Genomic DNA, 23,083 nt, shown 5'->3' with positions numbered 1-23,083 from the left:
CGTGTGGTTGCCACTATGCGCCGCGGCGGTTGGAAAGTCTTGACAGCACAGGACAATTTCTTGGCACTTCAGGACACAATCGGCAGTGCCCTGGCATGTGCTAAGTGGCGCTCTGGATCACGATCGTCAACGTGGGCGTCTGACGCTGCGCGGCGGTGGCACCTGGCGACCGTCCGCCCATGGCGCGGCCGGCCATGCCCGCTAGGGCAAGTTCGCTCAACAGGCTCCCCGGGGTGCCGGCCGCGACCGCGGGGGCGGGGCCGACGCCGGCGTTCGGCAATGCCGCGGCGGCGAGCCTGATCTCCGGTGCCGCCATGGCCCATCCCTGCGGCACCGACAACGCGGCCACCGAGGCCGCGCGGGCCAGGCCCGCGTTCACCGATCCGGGTGACACCAAACCGGGCGTTGCCGGTCCAATCTCCGGCGCCACTCCCAGCCGGCTCAGGATGGTATCCAGCTTGCCGGCACCCTCCGGGTCGTAGCGCGCCGCAAACCCCGCGCTTGTGTATGACCCGCCGAGGCCGGCCGAGGAGACGCCCAGATTCACCGGCGCCAGCAGACTCGGCAACAGCGCCGCGAAGGCCGGCGCCGTGGCCAGCAACGGCTGCGCGAGCCCCTGCAGCGCCTGGGGCGCCGCGGACATCACCTGGAGGGCCGCCGAGCTGATGGTCGTCTGCGCGGTACCCGCTGGGGCGGCGGCGGCCTGGGCTGTCGCAGCGGCCTGACCGGCCAGCCCCGCCGGGTTGGTGGTGGGCGCGGGCGGGGCGAACGGCGTCAACGCGTAGGCGGCCGCCGACTGGCCCGCGTAGGCGTACATCGCGGTGGCGTCCTGGGCCCACATTTCGGCGTATTGGGCCTGGGTGGCCGCGATCGCCGGGGTGTTTTGCCCGAGAAAGTTGGTCGCGATCAGCGCCATCAACAGGCTGCGGTTGGCGGCGATCACCGGTGGCGGCACCGTCATCGCGAACGCGGCCTCATAGGCCGCCGCCGCCGCCATGGCCTGGACGGCCGTTTGCTCGGCCTGCTCGGCAGTGGCGCGCATCCAGGCCACATACGGCGCGGCCGCGGCCGCCATCGAGACCGACGCCGGCCCCAGCCACGGCCCACTGGCCAAATCCGAGACGACCAAGCCGTAGGAGGCCGCCGTGCCACGCAGCCCAGCGGCCAATCCATCCCAGGCCGCGGCCGCGGCTAGCATCGGCCCCGATCCCGGGCCCGCGTACATCCTGGCAGAGTTGATCTCTGGTGGCAGCGCCGCGAAATCCATTGCGATGCACGTCCTCAGCGGCTCGCGATGGCGTTGGCAGCCTCGGTGAACAGATAGGATCCACCGCTGGCGGCCAGGGTGGTGACGAACAATTCATGGATCGCCGCGGCCTGCTCGCCGATCGCCTGATACATGACGGCGTGCGTGGCGAACCGCGTCGCGGTCAGCGCCGAAACCTCGTCGGCGGCGGCGGGAATGAGCCCAGTGGTCGGGGCGGCGGCCGACGCGTTGTCGGCGTCCATCGCGGAGCCGATCCCCTGCAAGACGCGGGCCGCCGCCATGAGTGTCTGCGGCTGTGTGGTCACGAACGACATGTCTTTCCCCTTCCTGGCGGCTGGTACCACTGTGTGGCGCAACCACTTTCGGAGTCTTGACATGACAGGACAATTTCTTGACAGCGAAGGACCCCGGACAGATGACGCGCGAGCGGCTGTCCTCGGGAATCAAAAACTTGTCTTGTGGTGTCAAGACTGCGGGCAGGGTGGCGTTGGACAGTGGGGTCGGCGGTAAACCACCGCCGCCGTCGCGGCCGAGTTCGCGGGTGCCGTATCGAAGAGGAAAGCCGAGGGCGCATGTTGTATGTGTTGTCGGGCACCGCAGCACCGTTAACCCGATGGGTCTCAGCACAAACCCAGGGCCGCCTGGTGATCACGTTGGTGGAATCGGTCGGCCGAAAGCGCCGCAGTCCAGCCAAACTCGCCGCATACTGGCTACACCCCGGAGCCACGGATTTTGCTGTATCAAGTCACACCACTCCGGACATAACCGCGAGGCAGTCATGAAACGACTAAACGGTGTCGACGCGGCCATGCTGCGTCTGGAGACGTCGAAGTCCTATATGCACACGTTCAAGGTGGCGATCATCGATCCGTCCACCGATCCGGAGGGCTGGTCTTTCGACAGGTTTTACGCCGAGTCGGCGCGGCGGATCCATTTGGTGCCGGTTCTGCGGTGGAAGTACCTCGATTCGCCGCTTGGCTTGAATCATCCCTATTGGGTGGAAGATCCCGACTTCGAGCTGGATTATCACGTTCGCCGGGTTGCCTGCCCGCCGCCGGGGGACCACAGGAGCTTGTGTGAGTTCATGTCGGCGATCTATTGCTATCAACTCGACCGCGGTAGGCCGTTGTGGATGATGTGGGTGGTCGAGGGGCTCGCGGACGGCAGGGTCGCTCTTGTGATGTTGGTGCATCATGCCTACGTCGACGGCGTTGGTGCTTCGTGGCTGATGCAGCGGTTCTATCAGCCGCAGCCGGGGGTCAAGGCCGGCGATCCTCCCGTCTATGACCCGCCGCCCCTGCCGTCGTGGCCGGCGCGGCTGGTCCGGGCCCTGCGCGACTGGCCCGAGGTCGCGATCGGCAATTTGCCCAAGGTGGCCACGGGGTTGTGGCACAAATATCAGCTGGACCGCAAGCGCAAGTTGGCCGGCTTGCCGCCGCACCCGTCGGCCGGGCAGATGCGCCAAACGCCGATCAACGTCACCGTGAGTGCCGGGCGGACCTTCGTCTGTGACAGCATCCCGCTGGAGCGTTTCATCACCGTGAGCAAGGGCCTCGGTGTCACCATCAACGACGTATTCAGCAACTGTGTGGCGGGGGCGGTGCGGCGCCTGCTCGTCGACCTGAATTACGACCCGGATGCCCACCCGCTGATCGGCGCAACCCCGTTCGCCGGTGAAAGGCCGGCGGGTATGGAAGGTTGGGGCAACTACGCCACCTCAGATTTCTGCTGGCTGCGTAGCGACATTGCCGACCCGCTCGAGCGACTTCAGGCCAGCCACGAGGCGAACGTGGAGATGAAGGAGCACATCAAGGCGGTCAAGGAGGCCGGCGCGGACATCAGTTCGGTGCTGCAGGTTCTGCCGCCCTGGGGCGTCACGCTCCTTCGCAGGGCCATACATCGAAAAGGGGGAAGCTTCAGTCTCTTTGGCAACGTGGTGCTGTCCAATGTGCCCGGCCCGAAGGAGGCGCTCTACCTCGACAAGTGGAAGCTCGCCAACTGGTACTCCACCGGCCAGATCACCGATGGCACCGCACTTAACATCACCATGTGGAGCTATTGCGGCCAAGCCAACATCTGCATGCTGGCCGACCGCGCGGTCCTCGAAGACGGCTGGCGGCTGTTCAACTACTTCGTCGATGAACTGAATGCCCTTGCCGCGGTTGCCAGCCCAAAGGAGGCCGTTCGATGACAACCCGGATGAGCCCGATGGATCTGGCGTTCTTGCTGTTGGAGAAACCCAACCGGCCGCTTCACATGACCGCGTTGACGGTCTTTCGAAAACCGAAGGGACAGCAGTCCTCTTTCGGGCCGCGCCTGTTCGAAGCCTATCGGCACAGCCAGGCGGTCAAGCCCTTCAATTACAAGCTCAAATGGTTGGGCAAGAATATCGCGGCGTGGCAGACCGTCGAACCCGACATGCGGAATCACGTGCGGCATATCGCCCTACCGGCGCCGGGTTCCATGCAACAGCTTTATGAGACGGCGTCGGTTTTGAACACCGGGCTGCTCGACCGGGGACATCCGCTGTGGGAGTGCTACATCATCGACGGCATCGAGCATGGCCGCATAGCCGTCATGCTCAAAGTGCACCATTCGATCATCGACGGGGAGGGCGGGCTGCGCGTGATGCGCAACTTCTTAAGCGATTCACCGCGCGACAAGACGCTGGCCGCTCCGTGGATGGCACTCGAGGGCGGCGACAAACCACGCCGGTCGCGCCCGAGCACGTCGCAAATCGCGCGAATACAAGGCATGCTCAGGGGGCTGGGCAAGCTGCCGGGAGATCTCCTCGGGGTGGGTGGCGACGTGCTCGACCTCGGCGCGCAATCGCTGAACCTCAAACCGCGAATGACGCCCCTGCCCTTCACCGCGCGGCACACCCTTTTCAACAACACCGCGAAATCCGCGGCACGCGCCTACGCAAACGTAGAACTGCCGCTGGCCGAGGTGAAGGCGGTGGCCAAGGCGACCAACACCTCCGTCAACGATGTGGGCATGACGATCATCGACGACGCCCTGCATCACTACCTTCGCGAACACCAGGCACCCACCGACAGGCCCTTGGTCGCCTTCATGCCGATGTCGGTACGCGACGAATCGGGCGGGGGAGGTGGTAACCAGGTGGCCGCTGACCTGGTGCCGATGGGTGCGCCCGAGGCGAGCCTGCGCGAGCGGCTGACCCAAATCAACCGTGCGACAACGAATGCGAAGGACAAGGGACGCCGGATGCAGACGACGTCGCGCCAGGTCTACACGCTGTTGCTGGCCGGCAGCCTGACCATGTCGGACACCCTGCCCGGGTTCGGCAAGGCCCCGAGCGCCAACCTGGTGATATCGAACATGAAAGGGCCGGCCGAGCAACTTTATCTGGGCGGTGCGCCGATGGTGGTGTTCGGGGGCTTTCCGATCCTGCCGCCCGGCGCCGGGCTCAACATCACCTTCGCCAGCGTGAACAAGGAACTATGCCTGGGCATCGGCGCGGCACCGGAAGCGGTCGACGAGCCGTTCCGCCTGGCCGAGCTGATCGAGCAGGCCTTCCACCGATTGCAGGCCGAGGCCGGCGAAACGGCTCCTGCCGGTGCGGGCGAAACGCCGACCAAGCAGCACCGAACGCGGAGAAGCTCATGAAGAACATCGGCGCCATGCTCAAGCAGCGCGCGGTGGTTTCTCCGCGGCTCGAGGCGTACGTCGAGCCGTCGGCCGGCCTGCGCATGGACTACACGCAGTTGAATGCGCTGGCCAACCGATGCGCCGGCGTGCTGAACTCGCTCGGGGTCGGCAAGGGCGACCGCGTCGCGCTGTTGATGCCCAATTGTGTCGAGTTCTGCGGCCTGTTCTACGGCGCCGCCAAGATCGGGGCGGTCGCAGTGCCCCTCAACACGCGCCTCGCGGCGCCCGAACTGGAATTCATCCTGTCCGACAGCGGCAGCAAGGTGCTGGTCTACGGTGAAGCCTTTGCGGCGGTAGCCGAAGCAATCAAGGCAGGTACCACTTACCCCTGCACGATCACTGACTGGGTACCGGTCGTGGGTGGCAGCGGTTCCCTTGGCGAACGCCTCGAGGCCGCAGATGCCACCGAGCCGCCCTGCGAATGTGGCGGGTCGGACAACCTGTTCATCATGTATACGTCGGGCACGACCGGAAATCCTAAAGGCGTTGTGCATACCCATGACTCGGTCCACACGGCGGCAAGTTCCTGGTCGCTGACGGCCGATGTGCGCTATCAGGACCGCGTATTCCTGCCCCTGCCCATGTTCCACGTTGCGGCACTGACGACGGTCATCTTCTGCGCCATGCGCGGCGTCACCCTGATCTCCATGCCGCAGTTCGATCCCGTGAAGTCGTGGTCGATGATCGTCGACGAACGGGTTTCCATCGGCGGTGCCGTGCCGGCGATCCTGAACTTCATGCGCCAATTGCCTGAGTTCGCCGAACTCAACGCGCCCAATTTCCGCTTCTTCATCACCGGCGGCGCGCCCATGCCAGAGGCACTGATCAAGATGTACGCCGCCAAGAACATTCAAGTCGTCCAAGGGTATTCGCTCACCGAGTCGTGCGGCGGCGGCACGCTGCTGCTCGGCGAGGACGCCCTGCGCAAGGTCGGCTCGGCCGGACGCGCCTGCATGTTCGCGGACATTCGAGTGCGCGGTGACGATGGCGTGATCACCGAAAGCGGGGAAGGTGAGGTGGTGATCAAATCCGACTTCCTGCTCAAGGAATATTGGAACCGCCCGGATGCAACCCGCGCCGCCTTCGATAACGGCTGGTTCCGTACCGGCGATATCGGTGAGATCGACAAAGAAGGTTATCTCTACATCAAGGACCGCATGAAGGACATGATCATCTCCGGCGGCGAGAACATCTACCCGGCAGAGATCGAGAATGTGATCATCGGTATCTCCGGCGTCAGCGAGGTGGCGGTCATCGGCGTGTCCGACGAGAAGTGGGGCGAGATCGCTTGCGCCATCGTCGTCGCCGACCAGAGTGAGGTCAGTGAGCAACAAATCGTCGACTTCTGTGGCACCCGGCTGGCGCGCTACAAGTTGCCCAAAAAGGTGATCTTCGCCGAGGAAATTCCGCGCAACCCGTCGGGCAAGGTTCTCAAGCGGGTGCTCCGCCAACAGTACGCGTGACTGCACTGACCTTCCCCCAAGGCCGGCAACGGCGCTAGCTTGACTACCGCTTTCTTCCGGCGCTACTCCCTAACCGCCGCTGTCCTCAGTCGTCAAAAAGTTGTCTCGTGATGTCAAGACCGCCCGCTAGGTGGTGCCGGACACTGGGTTCAGCGGTAAACACCGCCGCCGTCGCGGCAGAGTTCGCGGGCGCCGAATCGATGCGGAGGCCACCAATGGACACCAACGAACACGTCGACGTGTTGATCGTCGGCGCCGGCATCTCGGGGATCGGCATGGCCTACTACCTGAGGACGATGCAACCGGCCAAGACGTTCGCGATCCTGGAGGCCCGCGACGACATCGGTGGGACGTGGGACCTGTTCCGCTACCCGGGAATTCGCTCCGACTCCGACCTCCACACGTTCAGCTACGAGTTCAAGCCGTGGGAGAACGACAAGGCCATCGCCGGCGCGGGCGCGATCATGGCTTACCTGCGGGAGACCGTGGCCGAGAACGGCATCGGGCCCGCGATCCGTTTCGGCCACAAGGTGATCAGCGCAGCGTGGTCCACCGCCGAGGTGCGCTGGCTCGTTCGGGTCGAGCGCCTCGACACAGGTGAGCGCGTCGACATGAGCTGCGGGTGGCTGTTCTGCGCCAGCGGCTACTACCGCTACGACGAGGGGTTCACCCCGGAATTTCCGGGGCGGCAGCGGTTTGGCGGACAGGTCGTGCACCCGCAGCACTGGCCCGAGGACCTGGACTATCGGGGCAAGAAGGTCGTGATCATCGGCAGCGGCGCCACCGCGGTCACGCTGGTGCCGGAGCTGGCGCGGACCGCCGGGCACGTGACGATGCTGCAGCGCTCGCCGAGCTACATCATGCCGGTGCCCTCGGAGGACCGAATCGCCAACACGCTGCCCAAGCTGATCGGCCGGCAGCGCGCGTACGCCCTTACCCGGCACAAGAACATCACCAAGCAGCGGCTGGTGTGGCGGTTCTGCAAGCAGCACCCGCGCGCGGCGCGACGGCTGATCCGCCACCTCAATGCCAAACAACTGCCGAAGGGCTATCCGGTCGACGAGCACTTCAATCCGGTTTACAACCCGTGGGACCAGCGGCTGTGCGCCGTGCCGGACGCCGACATGTTCGCCGCCATCCGTGAGGGCCGGGCCTCGGTGGTCACCGACCGCATCGACACCTTCACCGAGCGAGGCATCAAGCTGTCGTCCGGGCGCGAGCTCGACGCTGACATCATCGTCACCGCCACCGGCCTGAATCTGTTGGCGTTCGGCGGAATTGAGCTGTCGGTCGACGGCGCCGAGGTGAACCTGCCGGACAAGGTCGCGTTCAAAGGCTTCATGCTCGACGCCGTTCCCAACTTCGCGTACATGTTCGGCTACACCAACTCGTCGTGGACGTTGAAGGTCGGGCTGGTGTGCGAGCACCTCTGCCGCCTCCTGGGTTACATGGACGAGCACGGCTATGCGAGTTGCGCGCCGCAGGCCCCCGGCGAGATGGCGACCCGGCCGCTGCTGGACGTCGCCGCCGGCTATGTGCAGCGGTCGGTCGGTCAGTTCCCCCGCCAGGGCGATCGCGGCCCGTGGCGCACCTGCATGGACTACCGAGCCGACCACGAGACGCTGCGCGAAGGCCCCGTCGAGAACGAGAACCTGCGCTTCACCGCCGCCACATCCCCATCCGTCGAACGCGAACCCGCGCTCATCGCGTAACCCGCGACACCGTCAAGCAAGGAGCACAGACATGGAACTGATGTCACCGATCGAGTCGATGATGTTTCTCGCCGAGTCGCCCGGCCACCCGATGCACGTAGCGGGGTTGCAGCTGTTTCGGCCACCGCCGGGCGCGGGGCCCGAATTCGTCCGCGACTACTACGAGGCGATGATGGCCTGCCGCGACGTTGCGCCCCTCTTCCGCAAGCAGCGAGTGGCCCTGCCGGGTGGACTGAGCGCCGGCTGGACATCCGAGCGCGATGTCGATCTCGACTACCACGTGCGGCGCTCGGCCCTACCCCATCCCGGCCGCGTGCGCGAACTGCTCGAGCTGACCTCGCGACTGCACGCTGGCATGCTCGACCGGCACCGGCCGCTGTGGGAAACCCACCTCATCGAGGGCCTGCAGGACGGACGATTCGCGGTTTACACAAAGATCCATCACGCCGTCGTCGACGGGGTCTCGGCGCTCAACCTCTTGCAGGAGTCGCTGAGTGCGGATCCCCTCGAGCCGGAGATTCGCGCACCGTGGGCCTCGCCGGGTCGCGGAGAAGATCCCACCGGGTCTCCTTCGACGCTCCGCACGCTGGGCAGGACCATCAGATCCGTTCCCACCCTTGGCCTCTCGACGCTCGGCCTGGCGCGCGCCGCGCTGCTGGAACAGCAGCTGACCCTGCCATTCGGGGTGCCGCGCACGATGCTCAACGTCCCGGTCGGCGGGGCCCGGCGCTGCGCCGCCGAGTCCTGGCCGCTTCAGCGCATCAAGGACGTCAAGGACGCGTCCGGCGCGACCGTCAACGACGTCGTGCTCGCGATGTGCGCCGGCGCGCTGCGGGCATATCTGACCGACCAGCATGCGCTGCCCGAAAAGCCGTTGGTGGCAATGGTTCCGGTCAGCCTTCGCACGGCCGAGGATGCTCGCGGCGGCAACATGGTCTCCGCGGTGCTGGCCAACCTGGCGACTCACGTCGACGACCCGGCGCGGCGCCTCGAGATGATCAGCGCATCGATGCGTAACAACAAGGCGGTCCTGATGCAGCTGCCCAGGCCGCAAGCGATGGCATTGGGGATGTTGCTGCTCTCGCCGGTCGTGCTCGGCGGACTGCCGGGCGTCTCGCAGATGCCGCCGCCGTTCAACGTGTGCATCTCGAACGTGCCCGGTGCGCGAAAGCCGCTGTATGCCAACGGTGCGCAACTGCAGGCCAACTATCCGATGTCGATCGCCGCGAACGGGCAGGCGCTGAACATCACGCTGACCAGCAGCGCCGACAGCCTTGACTTCGGGCTCGTCGGGTGCCGGCGCAGCGTGCCGCACCTGCAGCGTCTGCTCGGCCATCTCGAAACAGCGCTGAAGGAACTGGAATCCGCGGTCGGCCTGTGACGCAACCCAACGCAACACAAGGAGACGAGATGAACCGCAACGTCAATGGTTTCGTACCCCCGCTGTGCCAGGTCGCCTTTTCGGTGGTCGATCTGCGCGTCACCGAGCGCTGGTTTCGCGAGGGTCTCGGCTTCGTCCCGGCCGGCGGCTCCCGCCAGCTGATGCGCAGCCCGCTGGCCGCGCGTGTGCAGGGCCTGCCGCGCGCCGCGTCAACGTGTTGGTGGCTGGTCGGATCCAACGACTGGTTCCAGCTGGAGCTGTTCCAGTTCGAGCGACCGGTCGCTCGGCTGATGCCCGCCGACGCCAGGCCCCACGACATCGGCTACAGCCGAATCGGCGTGTGCGTGGCCGACTTCGACGCCGCGCTCGCCGCCCTGGAACGGCTCGGTTCGCCGCCGATGACGGCCCCGGTGGGTGCACCGGGCGCACGGCGGGCCTGCGTGCGCAACCCCGACGGCGTCTTCGTCGAGATCATGGAGGACGACCCGCTGGCGCCCGACGGTCGGCCGTCGCTCAAGGCCGGTCGTCTCGCCGCAGTGCGCTCGGTGACGCTGTCGGTTGCCGACCTGGCTCAGGCCGAGGCGACGTTTGCCCGGGGGCTCGGGCTAAAGCCAAGCAACGCGCCGTTGCGCAGCCCCGAGCACGAGACCAGCTGGGGGCTGCCCGGAGCGCAGACCCGCAGCCGGGTGTTCGAGGCCGGCGACGTGCTCGTCGAGCTCGTCGAGTACCTGAGCCCACAAGGCCGTCCCCGCCCGCACGACTACCGGATCTCCGACCAAGGCATTCTCAACGTCGCCTTCGGCGTGCGCACCAAGGCTCAGCACGCGCAGTTGGTGCAACGAGCCGAAGATGCCGGCGCCACACCGAATTGCCCGCCGGTTCACCTACCGGGTGCCGGCGTGGCGTACGTCAACGACCCGCAACAGTTCTCGATCGAACTGCTCTGGATGGCCCCGGCCGCCGACAGGTTCTTCGGCTTCCGGCCGAAGCCGCTCGACAGGCGTCCCGACACCGACACGTCGCAAGCCCGGCGTTCCGTCACCATCGACGCCCCGGCCGACAAAGTCTGGGCGGTGATCTCCGATCACGAGGGAATGGCGGACTGGACTCCATTCAAAACGGTGCGGCGCATCGCCGATGGGGCTCCCGAGGCTGACGGACGCGGCTCCGAGCGGATGTTGACCGGCCCGACCGGATCGTTCGTCGAGCAGGTCGTTCACTACGAGGCGCCGCGCGTGTACCGGTACCGGATCATCGAGGGATCGCCGTTCGTGTGCCACCAGGGCGAGATCCGGCTCGAACCCCGCGCCGGGCGAACCGAACTCACCTGGACGATCCGATTCCGGTCCAGGCTGCCGGGCACCGGTCGCCCGCTGGCGGCGGGGTTCTCTCGGGTGCTGGATCGCATCCTGCACACGAGCCTCAAGCCTTACATCGAAGCGCGGGCAACCGATTACCGGCTTGCCGAACGTTGAGCAACCCCTGCACGGCCGCCCTGCTGGCGGGCGTGCTTGCGGTAAGCGGCCGGCCCGCTGCCGAACCATCGTTTGCATGACCGTGTGAGCACGCTTTGTTCGGAATACCCGAGTTCGCGTGCCAGGTGCGACAGGCTCATGTGCGTGCTGCGCAGGTAGCGTTCGGCGGCGTCCGCGCGAACCTTGTCGACCAACTCGAAGAAGGAGGTGCCCTCGTCGGCGAGCTTGCGCTGCAAGGCTTTCGGGTGCAGGTTCAATTGGCCGGCGACAACTTCGAGGGTGGCCGCGCCGGTCGGCAGCAACTGGCGAACGATGGTGCGCACCGACTGCACGATGCCGACGTCGCGTGGCGTGATGCTGCCCAGGTACTCGACCAGGGCCTGATGGGCGACATCGTCGCGCTGCAGTGGGCGACGCAGGTCGGCGGACCGTATGGTGAAACCCGCTGTCCGCGAAGCGAAGTGCGGGGTGCAACCGAAATAGCGGACATAGTCGCGCTTAGGGGTCAGCGGGTCGTGCGGCAGGTGCACCGACAGCGGCGCATAATCCGAACCGAGCAGGAACCGAAGCACCCGCAGCATGACGCCCAGCGATAGTTCTATGACCTGGGGGCATGGTGGCGTGTCCTCCAAGAGGAGCGCATACGCCACGAACGTCCGCTCCTGGTCGGCCAGCGGCTCGACGTCGATGGCGATTACGGGGCTGTATGCGGCCATGAATGTGCCAAAGATCGTGAAGGCGTCGCCCACGGTGGCGGCGGTGCGGGCCGCCACCCCGACCGGGCCCAGGATCTCGATGCCCTGGCAGTCGGCCAGTCGACGCCCGAAATCGGCTGTCGCGGTGGCCTCGGCGGCCGACTCGATCGCTTGCAGGCCGGCGCGGAACGGGATGAAGACGTCGTACTTGCCCACATCCTGCGGCCGAACGCCCGCCGCGCGCAGCAAGGCCACCGGATCACCGCCCAATTCGGTGACCAGGCTGATGTAGTTCGCCAGCGCCGTGCCGCGCACCACTGACATGTTGTCCTGAATTGTCAAGAAATTGTCCTGAGCTGTCAAGACCTGGCCTCGCTTTGTGGCGCAGGGTGCTATCAGCGGCTTAAAGGCAGAGTCCTCCGACGGGATCTTGTGTGAGAGCCGTTCCAGCGAACCGCTCAGAAGGCAAGTCCGACAAGGAGTCTCACATGAGTACTGCGGTGGAAGCCACCCACGCACAGGTCGCGTCGCTCGCCACACGCCCGGCCGACGCGCCGGTGCTGATGGTCAACCTGCTGAAGTTCAAGGAGTCGGGTGGGGTGGAGCGCTACCTGCAATACGCGCGGGAGGTCACGCCGCACCTGGAGCGGGTCGGGGCAACCATCCGTTACTCGGGTACCGCACCGGCGGTGATTATCGGTGACGGCGAGCGGCCGTGGTGGGACGCGATCATCGTCGTCGAATACCCCACGCCGGCGGCGTTTCTCGGGATGGTGACGACCGAGGAGTACGCCAAGGTGCACGAACACCGGGCCGCGGCGCTCGATCGCGGGGATCTGATCGCGACTTCCACATGGTCCGTCGTCGAGGACTGATCGTCCTGTTCCTGTTCCCGGCCGCGCTGGTGCTCGGGCACCTGATGGGACCGGCGATCGCGCCGGCCGTCCCCGTTCCGCCGGGCGCCGGGCCGTCGCCGATGCCTTGACGCGGGGCGACGACGAGCGTCGCGGCATCCGTCTAAACCCAGGAGACCACGACATGAGTTCTTTGCCCGCCCTGACCAACGTGCAGCACCGGTTCGTCGACCTGGGCCGCGGTGTCACCATCCACGTGGCCGACGCTGGACCCGTCGACGGACCGCCGGTGATGCTCGTGCACGGCTTCCCGCAGAACTGGTGGGAGTGGCGCCACGTCATCGACCCGCTGGCCGCCGACGGTTACCGGGTCCTGTGCCCCGACCTGCGCGGCGCGGGCTGGAGTTCTGCCCCGCCCGACCGCTACCGCAAGACCGACATGGCCGACGACCTCGCGGGCGTTCTCGACCAGCTTCAGGTGAAGCCGGTGACCCTGGTGGCCCACGACTGGGGCGGCCCGGTCGCGTTCATCGCGATGCTGCGCCACCCGGGTAAGGCGGCCGGGTTCTTCGGGGTCAACACCGTCGCGCCCTGGCTGAGGCGCGACCTGGCGCTGCTGCGACACCTGTGGCGGTTTTGGTACCAGATCCCGCTCGCCCTGCCGGTCATCGGCCCGCGGATCATCGCCGACCGCAAGGACCGGTTCCTCGGCGTGCTGAACTCATGGGTCGGCGGCGGGTTCTCGATTCCCACCGGGGATTTCGGGGTCTATGCGCAACGGATGCGCGAGCCCGGGCACGCGCTCGCGGGGTCCCGCTGGTATCGCACCCTCCTGGCCCGCGAATTCCTGTCCTGGCTGCGCGGCGAATACGACGACGCCCGCGTGCGGGTTCCCGTGCGCTGGTTGCACGGCACCGCCGACCCGGTGCTCACCCCGACGCTGTTGCGCGGCTATGCCGACCGGATTGAAGATTTCGACGTCGAACTGATTGACGGGGTGGGTCACTGGTTTGCCGAACAGCGCCCCGACGTCCTGCTGGACCGGCTCCGCACATTTCTCCGCAGCCAATAGCTACCCGGCGACATTTGCTTAGCCCGGCTATCTAAACGAACCGATGTGCCCCCGGCACGACTCGAACGTGCGACCTAGGGATTAGAAGGCCCTTGCTCTATCCACCTGAGCTACGGAGGCAATATGCAGGTCAGTCTATCCAACCGGGCCGCCGATTTGGTTCCCCGCCCGCCACGCGGACGAAAAGTGTTCCGGCGCCGAGGTTATCGGTTATGGTGTGACCCTCGACACACGCACAACATCGGTTGGTAAACAGCCGTTAACCGCAACGAGGCGTGTGCCTACCGTCGAGGGGTGGCGTTGCTATGAGCGTGGCCATGAACGTGACCTCGCGATTCTCGTGGGCCGGTGCCCAAGCACTGCGCCTGGCGGCCGATGCCAGGGATACGTATCGCGCCGGCACGCTGTTGCTGCGCGGTTCGCCGTTCGCGCTCACCTGGTTCGCGGGCTGGCTGTCCGCCGAGTTCCCGCCGCACGTCGTGACCGGACACGCCCTGTCCCGGGTATCGCGCCCCTCCATCGGGCGCGTCGGCACCACCTGGGCCGCGCAGCGCGCGGACCAAACCCTCACCGCCGCGCTCGAGGAGTCCTTCGGGCCGGACTTCCGCGAGCTGGTTTGCCATCCGACCTGCAAACCGTCTGAATGCGCGCCGCGCGACGGGCTGTTGCGCATGCCGGGGCCGCACCGCAAGTACGCGAGGCACACCTCCGACATCTCCTATGGTCCCGGTGGTCGCGACAACCTGCTGGACATCTGGCGGCGACACGACCTGGCGCCCGGGCGCCGCGCGCCGGTGCTGATACAGGTTCCCGGCGGGGCGTGGGCCGTCAACGGCAAACGCGGGCAGGCGTACACGCTGATGAGCCGGATGGTCGAACTCGGCTGGATCTGCGTCTCGATCGACTACAGCAGGAGCCCGCGCAGCACATTTCCGGCGCACATCATCGACGTGAAGCGGGCCATCGCGTGGGTCCGGGAAAACATCGCCGATTACGGCGGCGACCCGGGTTTCATCGCGATCACCGGCGGTTCCGCGGGCGCACACCTGGCCTCGCTGGCCGCGCTCACCCCCAACGACCCGGCGTTTCAGCCCGGGTTCGAAAACGCCGACACGACGGTGCAGGCGGTGGCCCCCTACTACGGCGTCTACGACTTCACCGATGTCGAGAACATGCACGCGCTGATGATGCCGTTCCTCGAGCAGTTCGTGATGCGCGCTCGCTACGCCGAAGACCCCGAGCGGTTCCGGGCGGCATCGCCGATTTCCTACGCGCACGCCCAGGCGCCCCCGTTCTTCGTCCTGCACGGGGAGAAGGACGAACTGGTTCCCTGCGGGCAGGCCCGGGAATTCTGCGCGGCCCTGCGTGCGGCCGGGGCGCCGACGGTGGCCTACGCCGAGCTCACCAATGCGCACCACGCGTTCGACATCACCCCGACGGTTCGATCGCGGCTGGCCGCCGACGCCGTCTCCGACTTCTTGGGTGTCGTCTACGCGCGGCGCGCCGGCTCGCTGCTGGATTCGTTGTCGCTGCCGGCGACGTCGGCCAGCTGATCCCGCGAGCCTCATCGCGCCTTTCACCAGCGCGTCGAGCCGACTAGCGTTGTGTTGGCAACTGGGTTGGCAAGTCCGAGGCAGGAGGCTTGATCGGCGGTGACAAGGCTGACGCGTCGAGTTAACGATCATGACTGAGCCCGTCGAGGCCGCGGGATTGTCCGACGAACTCGGACCGGTCGACTATCTGATGCACCGGGGTGAGGCGAACCCCCGGACCCGGTCGGGGATCATGGCGCTGGAGCTCCTCGACACCACGCCGGACTGGGAGCGGTTCCGGACCCGGTTCGAAAACGCCTCCCGACGGGTGTTGCGGCTGCGGCAGAAGGTGGTGGTGCCGACGCTGCCGACGGCGGCGCCGCGCTGGGTGGTCGATCCGGACTTCAATCTCGACTTCCACGTGCGCCGGGTACGGGTGTCGGAACCCGGGACCCTGCGCGAGGTGTTCGATCTGGCCGAGGTCATCCTGCAGTCGCCGATGGACATATCGCGGCCGCTGTGGACCGCGACCCTGGTCGAGGGTCTGGCCGACGGCAAGGCCGCGACGCTGCTGCACGTCAGCCACGCCGTCACCGACGGCGTCGGCGGCGTCGAGATGTTCGCGCAAATCTATGACCTCGAGCGCGACCCACCGCCCAGACCGACTGCCCCGCAACCCATTCCGCAGGACCTGTCGCCCAACGACCTGATGCGGCAGGGTATCAACCATCTTCCCTTCGCCATCGTCAACGGCGCCTTGGGCGCGCTGTCCGGGGCCGTATCGGTGACCGGACGCGCGGTCTTGGACCCGGTGTCCACGGTGTCGGGGATCGTGCGCTACGCCACGTCGGGCATGCGGGTGATCAACCGGGCCGCCGAGCCGTCGCCGCTGCTGCGCCGGCGCAGCCTGGCCACCCGCACCGAAGCGATCGACATCCCGCTCTCCGATCTGCACAAGGCCGCGAAGGCCGGCGGCGGATCGATCAACGACGCCTACCTCGCCAGCCTGTCCGGCGCCCTGCGCCGCTACCACGAGGCGCTCGGCGTCCCGATCAGCACGCTGCCGATGGCGGTGCCGGTGAACCTGCGGGCCGACGCGGACACCGCGGGCGGCAACCGGTTCACCGGCGTCAACCTGGCGGCACCGTTGGGCACCGCCGATCCGGTCGCCCGGATGAGGAAGATCCGCGCGCAGATGACCCAGCGCCGCGAGGAGCCGGCGATGAACATCGTCGGCTCCATCGCGCCGGTGCTGAGCGTCCTGCCGACCGCGGTCCTGGAGGCGATCACCGGCTCGGTCATCGGATCCGACGTGCAGGCCAGCAACGTTCCGGTCTACCCCGGAGACACCTACATCGCCGGTGCAAAGATATTGCGGCAGTACGGGATCGGCCCGCTGCCCGGGGTGGCGATGATGGTGGTGCTGATTTCCCGCGGCGGCTGGTGCACCATCACCGTGCGCTACGACAGGGCGTCGGTGCGCAACGAGGCGCTGTTCGCCCGGTGCCTGCTCGACGGCTTCGACGAGATCCTGGCGCTGGCCGGCGACCCGCCGCCGCGCGCGGTCCCGGCGTCGTTCGCCGAGCCGGCCGCCTCGGCGTCGCGATCGCTGTCGGGCTCATGAGCGCCGCCGACGAGCGGAAAGCCGAGGGCGCCAAGCCCAAGGCCGCGGGGGACATGCGGTTGCCCGGCTCGGTGGCCGAGATCATGGCCAGCCCCCCGGGCCCCAAGATCGGCGCGTTTTTCGACCTCGACGGCACGTTGGTCGCCGGCTTCACCGCCGTCATCCTCACCCAGGAGCGCCTGCGCCGGCGCGACATGGGCGTCGGTGAGCTGCTCAGCATGGTCCAGGCGGGCCTGAGCCACACGCTCGGGCGAATCGAGTTCGAAGACCTCATCGGCAAGGCCGCCTCGGCGCTGGCCGGGCGGCTGATCGACGATCTGGAGGAGATCGGCGAGCGGCTCTTCGTCCAGCGGATCGAGTCGCGGATCTACCCGGAGATGCGCGAGCTGGTGCGGGCCCACGTGGCCCGCGGCCACACCGTGGTGCTCAGCTCGTCGGCGTTGACCATCCAGGTCAATCCGGTGGCCCGCTTCCTCGGGATCACCAACATGCTCACCAACAAGTTCGAGACCAACGAAGACGGGTTGCTCACCGGCGGGGTGGTGAAGCCGATCCTGTGGGGGCCGGGCAAAGCCGCTGCGGTGCAACGGTTTGCCGCCGAGCACGACATCGACCTCAAGGACAGCTACTTCTACGCCGACGGTGACGAGGACGTCGCCCTGATGTACCTGGTCGGCAACCCGCGCCCGACCAACCCCGAGGGCAAGATGGCCGCCGTCGCCAAGCGCCGCGGCTGGCCGATCCTCAAATTCGAGAGCCGGGGTCGCGTGGGCCTGCGCCGACAGGTGCGCACACTCGCCGGCCTGGGCTCGATGTTCCCGGTCGCCGCCGGTGCGTTGGGAATCGGTGTGCTGACGGGCAGTCGGCGCCGCGGGGTGAACTTCTTCACTTCCACTTTCTCCCAACTGTCGTTGGCGATCAGTGGCGTGCATTTGAACGTCATCGGCAAGGAAAACCTGACCGCGCAGCGCCCCGCCGTCTTTATCTTCAACCACCGCAACCAAGTTGACCCGATCATCACCGGCGCGCTGGTGCGGGACAACTGGACCGCGGTGGGCAAGAAGGAACTGGCCAAGGACCCGATCATGGGCACGATCGGCAAGGCGATGGACGCCGCGTTCATCGACCGCGACGACCCGGTGGCCGCCGTGGAGTCACTGCACCAGATCGAAGAACTCGCCAGAAAAGGGCTGTCGATCGTCATCGCTCCGGAAGGCACCCGGGTCGACACGACGGAGGTGGGACCGTTCAAGAAGGGCGCGTTCCGCATCGCGATGGCGGTGGGAATTCCGATCGTTCCCATCGTGATTCGCAATGCCGAGATCGTGGCGGCTCGAAACTCTTCGACGATCAACCCCGGCACGGTCGACGTCGCGGTGTTCCCGCCGATCCCGGTCGACGACTGGACGCTGGACACGTTGCCGGAGCGCATCGCCGAGGTGCGCCAGCTGTATCTGGACACACTGGCCAACTGGCCCGTCGACGAGCTGCCCGAGGTCGGTCTGTACGCCGAGCAGAAGGCGGCGAAGAGGGCCAGGGCCAAGCCTGCGGCCAAGGCCGCCGCGCGCAAGGCCGCGGCGAAGAAAACCACCGCGAAGAAGACTCCCGCGAAGAAAACCACCGCGAAGAAGGCAACCAAGGCAAAGCAGGCCAAGGCGGATCCGAATGCGTCCAACGTCGCTCTCAAAGACGGTCAGGTGCAACAGCCTTCGCGTCCCAGAGGGCGGCCGTGACACAACCGGCCGCAGATGCCAGCGCGGTGCTGACCGCGCAGGACTCGCTGGTACTGGCGTCCATGCGCACCAGCATCGAACGGGAGCTGGTCATGGATTGGCTGGGCAAGCAGCGGGCCCGGCATCCCGAGACCAGGTTCGACATATTGAAGTTGCCGTCGCGCGATGCGCCGCCGGGGGCGCTGACCGCGCTCGCCGAGCAGCTCGAGTCCGACCCCGAATCCGCGGACGACCGGTTGGTGGTGCCGGTGCGGGTGTTCTGGCTGCCGCCGGCGGAACGCGGCAGAATAGCCAAGCTCGCCGGGCTGTTCCCGGGCCGAGATCCCTACCACCCCAACGAACGTCAGCAACGACACATCGTGCGCGATGCTCCCCACCGGGCGCGGGTGGTGGCCGGCGAACCCGCCAAGGTGTCCGAACTGCGCCAGCAGTGGCGCGACACCACCGTCGGGGAGGACAAGCGCGACTTCGCGCATTTCGTCAGGCGCCGCGCCATCCTGGCGATGGAGCGCGCCGAGTACCGGATCCTCGGACCGCACTACAAGTCTCCGCGGCTGGTCAAGCCGGAAATCGTGGCGTCCACGCGGTTTCGCGCCGGGCTGGAAAAGATCCCGGGCGCCACCGTCGAAGAGGCCGGGAAGATGCTCGACGAACTCGCCACCGGGTGGAGCAGGGTGTCCGTCGACCTGGTCGGTGTCCTCGGTAGGGCGCTCAGCCGCGGGTTCGACCCGGACCTCGACTACGACGAGTATCAGGTCGCGGCGATGCGTGCGGGGCTCGAAGCGCATCCGGCGGTACTTCTCTTCTCGCACCGGTCCTACATCGACGGCGCGGTGGTGCCGGTGGCGATGCAGGAGAACCGGCTGCCGCCGGTGCACGTATTCGCCGGTATCAACCTGTCGTTCGGGCTGATGGGACCGCTGCTGCGGCGCTCCGGCGTCATCTTCATCCGCCGCAACATCGGCGACAACGCGCTCTACAAGTACGTCTTGCGCGAATTCGTCGGCTACATCGTCGAGAAGCGGTTCAACCTGAGCTGGTCGATCGAGGGAACGAGGTCACGCACCGGAAAGATGCTGCCGCCCAAGCTCGGTCTGATGTCCTATGTGGCCGACGCCTACCTGGACGGCCGCAGCGAAGACATCCTGCTGCAGCCGGTGTCGATCAGCTTCGACCAACTGCACGAGACCGCCGAGTACGCCGCCTACGCGCGCGGCGGCGAGAAAACACCCGAGGGCATCCTGTGGCTGTACAACTTCATCCGGGCGCAGGGCGAACGCAACTACGGCAAGATCTACGTGCGCTTTCCCGAGGCGGTCTCGATGCGCGAGTACCTCGGTCCTCCACACCGACCGCTGGCCCAGGACCCGGACGCCAAACGCCTTGCCCTGCAGAAGATGTCGTTCGAAGTGGCGTGGCGGATCTTGCAGGCAACGCCGGTGACGGCGACGGGTTTGGTGTGCGCGTTGCTGCTGACCACCCGGGGCGCGGCGTTGACGCTCGACCAGCTGCACCACACCTTGCAGGATTCGCTGGACTATCTCGAGCGCAAGCGAAACCCGATGTCCACGAGCGCGTTGCGGCTGCGCTCGCGCGACGGGGTGCGCGCGGCGGTCGACGCCCTGTCCAGCGGCCACCCGATCACCCGGGTCGACAGTGGCCGGGAGCCGGTGTGGCTCATCGCGCCCGAGGAGCAACACACCGCGGCGTTCTACCGCAACTCGGTGATCCACGCCTTCCTGGAGACCTCCATCGTGGAGCTCGCGTTGGCGCACGCCAGGCACGTCGAGGGCGCTCAAGGCGACCGGATGGAGGCCTTCTGGACCCAGGCGATGCGGCTGCGCGATCTGCTGAAATTCGATTTCTACTTTGCCGACTCGGCGACGTTTCGCGACAACATCGCCGAAGAGATGGCGTGGCACGACGATTGGGAAGCCCACCCGGGCGTCGGGGGAGACGACATCGACGCCATGTTGTTCGTCAAGCGCCCGTTGATGTCGGAAGCAATGTTGCGGGTGTTCTTCGAAGCGTATGCGATCGTCGCCGACGTGCTGTGCGATGCGCCGGCGGATATCGCTCAAAAGGACCTGACCGAGTTGGCGCTCGGCGTCGGGCGGCAATACGTGGCGCAGACCCGGGTCCGCAGCAGTGAGTCGGTGTCGACGCTGCTGTTCGCCACCGCGTACCAGGTCGTCGCCGACCAGGATCTGATCGCACCCGCCGCCGACCTGGCCGAGAGACGGATAGCGTTCCGGCGGGAATTGCGAGACATCATCCGCGATTCCGACCACGTCGGGAACATCGCGCGCGCTCAATTCGTCGCCCGCGAACGGGCCCGGCACAGCCGTCCGGACAGCCAAACTCCGTAGTGGATGACCCCGCCCATACCCTGGGTACATGATGGTTGCCAGGCCCGCCGGCAAGCCGGCCGCGCTGGTGTGGCCGCTGTTGATCGGCGTCGCGGGGCTGGCGGGCTGCACGGCCGCCGGGATCGGCGCGCTGTCACTGGCCGACGCGTTGACCCTCACCGGTTTGCCCAATCCGGGCCCGGCAACCACGATGGGGCTGCCGTTCGTCCGGGCGGCCGGTGAGATCGCGGCGGCGCTGGCCGTCGGATGCTTCCTTTTCGCCGCGTTTCTGGTGCCCCCGCAGGCCAGCGGGGTGCTGGACGCCGGCGGATATCGCGCGCTTCGGCTGGGCACCGTGGCGTCGGGGGTGTGGGCGGTGTGCGCGGCCCTGCTGGTCCCGCTGACCATTTCCGACGTGTCCGGGCGCCCGCTGGTCGACCATCTCAACCCGGTGACGCTCTGGAGGCTGGCCGACCTGATCTACACCGCGTCGGCGTGGCGCTGGACGGCGTTGTTGGCCGCGACGGTGACCCTGGCCAGCCTGTCGGTGCTGCGCTGGTCGTGGACGCCGCCGCTGCTCGCGGGGTCGCTGGTGACGCTGATTCCACTCGGCCTGACCGGCCACTCGTCGGCGGGCGGCGCCCACGACCTGGCCACCAACAGCCTGCTGATCCACCTCGTCGCCGCCACCCTGTGGGCCGGTGGCCTGCTGGCCCTGCTGACCCACGTGCTGCGCGGCGGTGAGCAAGTCGGGCTGGCGGCGCGGCGCTTCTCGGCGATCGCGCTGTGGTGCTGGGTGGCGATGGCGCTCAGCGGTTTGGTCAACGCCCTGGTCCGGGTGACACCCGCCGACCTGCTGAGCACCGGTTACGGGCGGCTGGTGGTGGCCAAGTTCGTCGCGCTGTGCGTGCTGGGTGTCGTCGGCTGGCGCCAGCGACGCACCGGAGTCGCTGCGCTGCAAGCGGATTCGAGTCCTCCCACTGTCGCGCGCGGTGCGTTGGTTCGGCTGGCGCTGACCGAGGCCGTCGTTTTCGGCCTGACGTTCGGTGTAGCCGTCGGGCTGGGCCGCACCCCGCCGCCGCCACCGCCGCTGCGGTTGCCGTCGATTCCCGAGGCCGAGATCGGCTACAACCTCGAGGGGCCGCCCACCCTGGCCCGCATCCTGTTCGACTGGCGCTTCGACCTGATCTTCGGCACGGCCGCGCTCGTCCTGGCCGGCCTGTACGTGGCGGCCGTGGTGCGGCTGCGCCGCCGCGGCGACCGCTGGCCGCCGGGTCGGATCGTGGCCTGGCTGCTCGGCTGCCTGGCCTTGCTGTTCGTGACGTCGTCGGGGGTGGGCCGCTACATGCCGGCGATGTTCAGCATGCACATGGTCGCCCACATGGGCCTGTCGATGCTGGTGCCGATCCTGCTGGTGCTCGGCGCCCCGGTCAGCCTGGCGTTACGGGCGCTGCCCGCCGCCGGCCGGGGTGATCCGCCGGGGATGCGGGAGTGGATATTGGCCGCGCTGCACAGCCGGTTGTCGCGGCTGCTGACCAACCCGGTGGTCGCCACGGTGCTGTTCGTCGCGGGCTTCTACGGGCTGTATTTCTCGAACCTTTTCGACACCACGGTGAGCAGCCACGCCGGCCACATGGCCATGAATCTGCACTTTCTACTCAGCGGCTACCTGTTCTACTGGGTGGTGATCGGGGTGGACCCGACGCCGCGGCCGATCCCGCCGCTGGCCAAGGTGGGCGTGGTGTTCGCCTCGCTGCCGTTGCATGCGTTCTTCGGGGTGGAGCTGATGGGCACCCGGACCGTCCTCGGGGCCGCCTACTACCGGTCGCTGGGTCTGCCCTGGCACACCGATTTGCTGGGGGACCAGCGACTGGGCGGCGGAATCGCTTGGGCGGCAGGGGAAATGCCGCTGGTGATCGTCATGATCGCGCTGCTCGTGCAGTGGGCGCGCAGCGATGCGCGCACGGCGCGGCGGCTGGACCGGGCCGCCGATCGCGATGACGACGCGGAGCTGACCGCCTACAACGCGATGCTGGCCGAACTGTCGCGGCGCGAAACGCCCGGCCCGCGTGGGTCATAGACCGGACGATCAGTCCGCGATCAGTGACGCGATATACGAGTCTTGTGGTCCGAACGAATTTCTGGATGCCCCAGCCTGTTTGGGCTTAGTTGGTGGGTGGTGGTGGTTGGGGTTGGAAGGGGTCGTACCACCACCAGTCGGCGCGTTCGCCGAGGGGCCCGGGGCATGGTGGCAC

General features: G+C 67.2%; 18 protein-coding genes and 1 tRNA gene. 14 read left to right on the top strand and 5 right to left on the bottom strand.

Features of this window, described 5'->3' with window-relative positions:
• Positions 1 to 100 precede the first annotated feature (100 nt).
• Positions 101 to 1,267, bottom strand: coding sequence for a PPE family protein (locus tag OQ968_RS06770; RefSeq protein WP_324676005.1), 1,167 nt, complete (start codon positions 1,265 to 1,267; stop codon positions 101 to 103).
• Between the two features lie 14 nt (positions 1,268 to 1,281).
• Positions 1,282 to 1,581: a PE family protein gene (locus OQ968_RS06765; protein WP_324676003.1), complete on the bottom strand. Its 300-nt coding sequence runs from the start codon at positions 1,579 to 1,581 to the stop codon at positions 1,282 to 1,284.
• 464 nt (positions 1,582 to 2,045) lie between these two features.
• On the opposite strand from OQ968_RS06765, the gene OQ968_RS06760 reads away from it, so the two are divergent.
• The 6 genes from OQ968_RS06760 to OQ968_RS06735 all read left to right on the top strand — a co-directional run bounded on the left by OQ968_RS06760 (position 2,046) and on the right by OQ968_RS06735 (position 10,970).
• The gene (locus OQ968_RS06760) at positions 2,046 to 3,458 is read left to right on the top strand and encodes a wax ester/triacylglycerol synthase family O-acyltransferase (protein WP_324676640.1); all 1,413 of its coding nucleotides are present in this window, start codon (positions 2,046 to 2,048) and stop codon (positions 3,456 to 3,458) included.
• Positions 3,455 to 4,897 carry a wax ester/triacylglycerol synthase family O-acyltransferase gene (locus OQ968_RS06755; protein ID WP_324676001.1) on the top strand — a complete coding sequence of 481 codons (1,443 nt, stop codon included), beginning with the start codon at positions 3,455 to 3,457 and terminating at the stop codon, positions 4,895 to 4,897. Before OQ968_RS06760 ends, OQ968_RS06755 begins: the two co-directional genes overlap by 4 nt.
• Entirely contained in the window at positions 4,894 to 6,402 is a 1,509-nt protein-coding gene (locus tag OQ968_RS06750) for a long-chain fatty acid--CoA ligase (RefSeq protein ID WP_324675999.1), read from the top strand. The genes OQ968_RS06755 and OQ968_RS06750 overlap by 4 nt, the downstream gene beginning before the upstream one ends.
• 215 nt (positions 6,403 to 6,617) lie before the next feature.
• Positions 6,618 to 8,114, top strand: coding sequence for an NAD(P)/FAD-dependent oxidoreductase (locus tag OQ968_RS06745; RefSeq protein WP_324675997.1), 1,497 nt, complete (start codon positions 6,618 to 6,620; stop codon positions 8,112 to 8,114).
• 31 nt (positions 8,115 to 8,145) lie between these two features.
• The gene (locus OQ968_RS06740; protein WP_324675995.1) at positions 8,146 to 9,495 is read left to right on the top strand and encodes a wax ester/triacylglycerol synthase family O-acyltransferase; all 1,350 of its coding nucleotides are present in this window, start codon (positions 8,146 to 8,148) and stop codon (positions 9,493 to 9,495) included.
• 29 nt (positions 9,496 to 9,524) lie between these two features.
• Positions 9,525 to 10,970 carry an SRPBCC family protein gene (locus OQ968_RS06735; protein ID WP_324675993.1) on the top strand — a complete coding sequence of 482 codons (1,446 nt, stop codon included), beginning with the start codon at positions 9,525 to 9,527 and terminating at the stop codon, positions 10,968 to 10,970.
• Here OQ968_RS06735 and OQ968_RS06730 read toward each other — a convergent pair.
• Positions 10,949 to 11,989 carry an AraC family transcriptional regulator gene (locus tag OQ968_RS06730; protein ID WP_324675991.1) on the bottom strand — a complete coding sequence of 347 codons (1,041 nt, stop codon included), beginning with the start codon at positions 11,987 to 11,989 and terminating at the stop codon, positions 10,949 to 10,951. The genes OQ968_RS06735 and OQ968_RS06730 overlap by 22 nt on opposite strands.
• A 164-nt stretch (positions 11,990 to 12,153) precedes the next feature.
• On the opposite strand from OQ968_RS06730, the gene OQ968_RS06725 reads away from it, so the two are divergent.
• The 3 genes from OQ968_RS06725 to OQ968_RS06715 are packed head-to-tail and all read left to right on the top strand — an operon-like array spanning position 12,154 to position 13,591.
• Positions 12,154 to 12,540, top strand: a complete 387-nt coding sequence (locus tag OQ968_RS06725; RefSeq protein WP_324675989.1) for a DUF1330 domain-containing protein — start codon at positions 12,154 to 12,156, stop codon at positions 12,538 to 12,540.
• On the top strand, positions 12,519 to 12,650 hold the full coding sequence (locus OQ968_RS06720) for a hypothetical protein (RefSeq protein ID WP_324675987.1): 132 nt from the start codon (positions 12,519 to 12,521) through the stop codon (positions 12,648 to 12,650). Before OQ968_RS06725 ends, OQ968_RS06720 begins: the two co-directional genes overlap by 22 nt.
• A 53-nt stretch (positions 12,651 to 12,703) precedes the next feature.
• Complete coding sequence (locus OQ968_RS06715) at positions 12,704 to 13,591, top strand: alpha/beta hydrolase (RefSeq protein WP_324675985.1); 888 nt, start codon at positions 12,704 to 12,706, stop codon at positions 13,589 to 13,591.
• 46 nt (positions 13,592 to 13,637) lie between these two features.
• Here the strand turns inward: OQ968_RS06715 and OQ968_RS06710 are convergent.
• Positions 13,638 to 13,711 (bottom strand) — tRNA-Arg (locus OQ968_RS06710).
• A gap of 185 nt (positions 13,712 to 13,896) precedes the next feature.
• Between OQ968_RS06710 and OQ968_RS06705 the strand changes: the two genes are divergently transcribed.
• From OQ968_RS06705 to OQ968_RS06685, 5 genes are all read left to right on the top strand, one after another.
• Positions 13,897 to 15,144 (top strand): alpha/beta hydrolase, encoded by a 1,248-nt coding sequence (locus OQ968_RS06705; protein ID WP_324675983.1) that lies wholly within the window; start codon positions 13,897 to 13,899, stop codon positions 15,142 to 15,144.
• Between the two features lie 130 nt (positions 15,145 to 15,274).
• Positions 15,275 to 16,747 (top strand): wax ester/triacylglycerol synthase family O-acyltransferase, encoded by a 1,473-nt coding sequence (locus OQ968_RS06700; RefSeq protein WP_324675981.1) that lies wholly within the window; start codon positions 15,275 to 15,277, stop codon positions 16,745 to 16,747.
• Positions 16,744 to 18,480 carry an HAD-IB family hydrolase/lysophospholipid acyltransferase family protein gene (locus OQ968_RS06695; protein WP_324675979.1) on the top strand — a complete coding sequence of 579 codons (1,737 nt, stop codon included), beginning with the start codon at positions 16,744 to 16,746 and terminating at the stop codon, positions 18,478 to 18,480. Before OQ968_RS06700 ends, OQ968_RS06695 begins: the two co-directional genes overlap by 4 nt.
• Positions 18,477 to 20,849, top strand: coding sequence for a glycerol-3-phosphate 1-O-acyltransferase (locus OQ968_RS06690; RefSeq protein WP_324675977.1), 2,373 nt, complete (start codon positions 18,477 to 18,479; stop codon positions 20,847 to 20,849). The genes OQ968_RS06695 and OQ968_RS06690 overlap by 4 nt, the downstream gene beginning before the upstream one ends.
• Positions 20,850 to 20,877: 28 nt before the next feature.
• Positions 20,878 to 22,908, top strand: a complete 2,031-nt coding sequence (locus OQ968_RS06685; RefSeq protein ID WP_420715852.1) for a cytochrome c oxidase assembly protein — start codon at positions 20,878 to 20,880, stop codon at positions 22,906 to 22,908.
• An 85-nt stretch (positions 22,909 to 22,993) separates the two neighbouring features.
• On the opposite strand, the gene OQ968_RS06680 is transcribed toward OQ968_RS06685, so the two are convergent.
• The coding region (locus tag OQ968_RS06680; protein ID WP_324676636.1) for a hypothetical protein at positions 22,994 to 23,083 on the bottom strand (90 nt) is incomplete at its 5' end.

It is taken from the genome of Mycobacterium sp. 663a-19 (genome assembly GCF_035616495.1).
Taxonomy (GTDB): domain Bacteria; phylum Actinomycetota; class Actinomycetes; order Mycobacteriales; family Mycobacteriaceae; genus Mycobacterium.
This window is presented reverse-complemented; position numbering and strand designations above follow the sequence as displayed.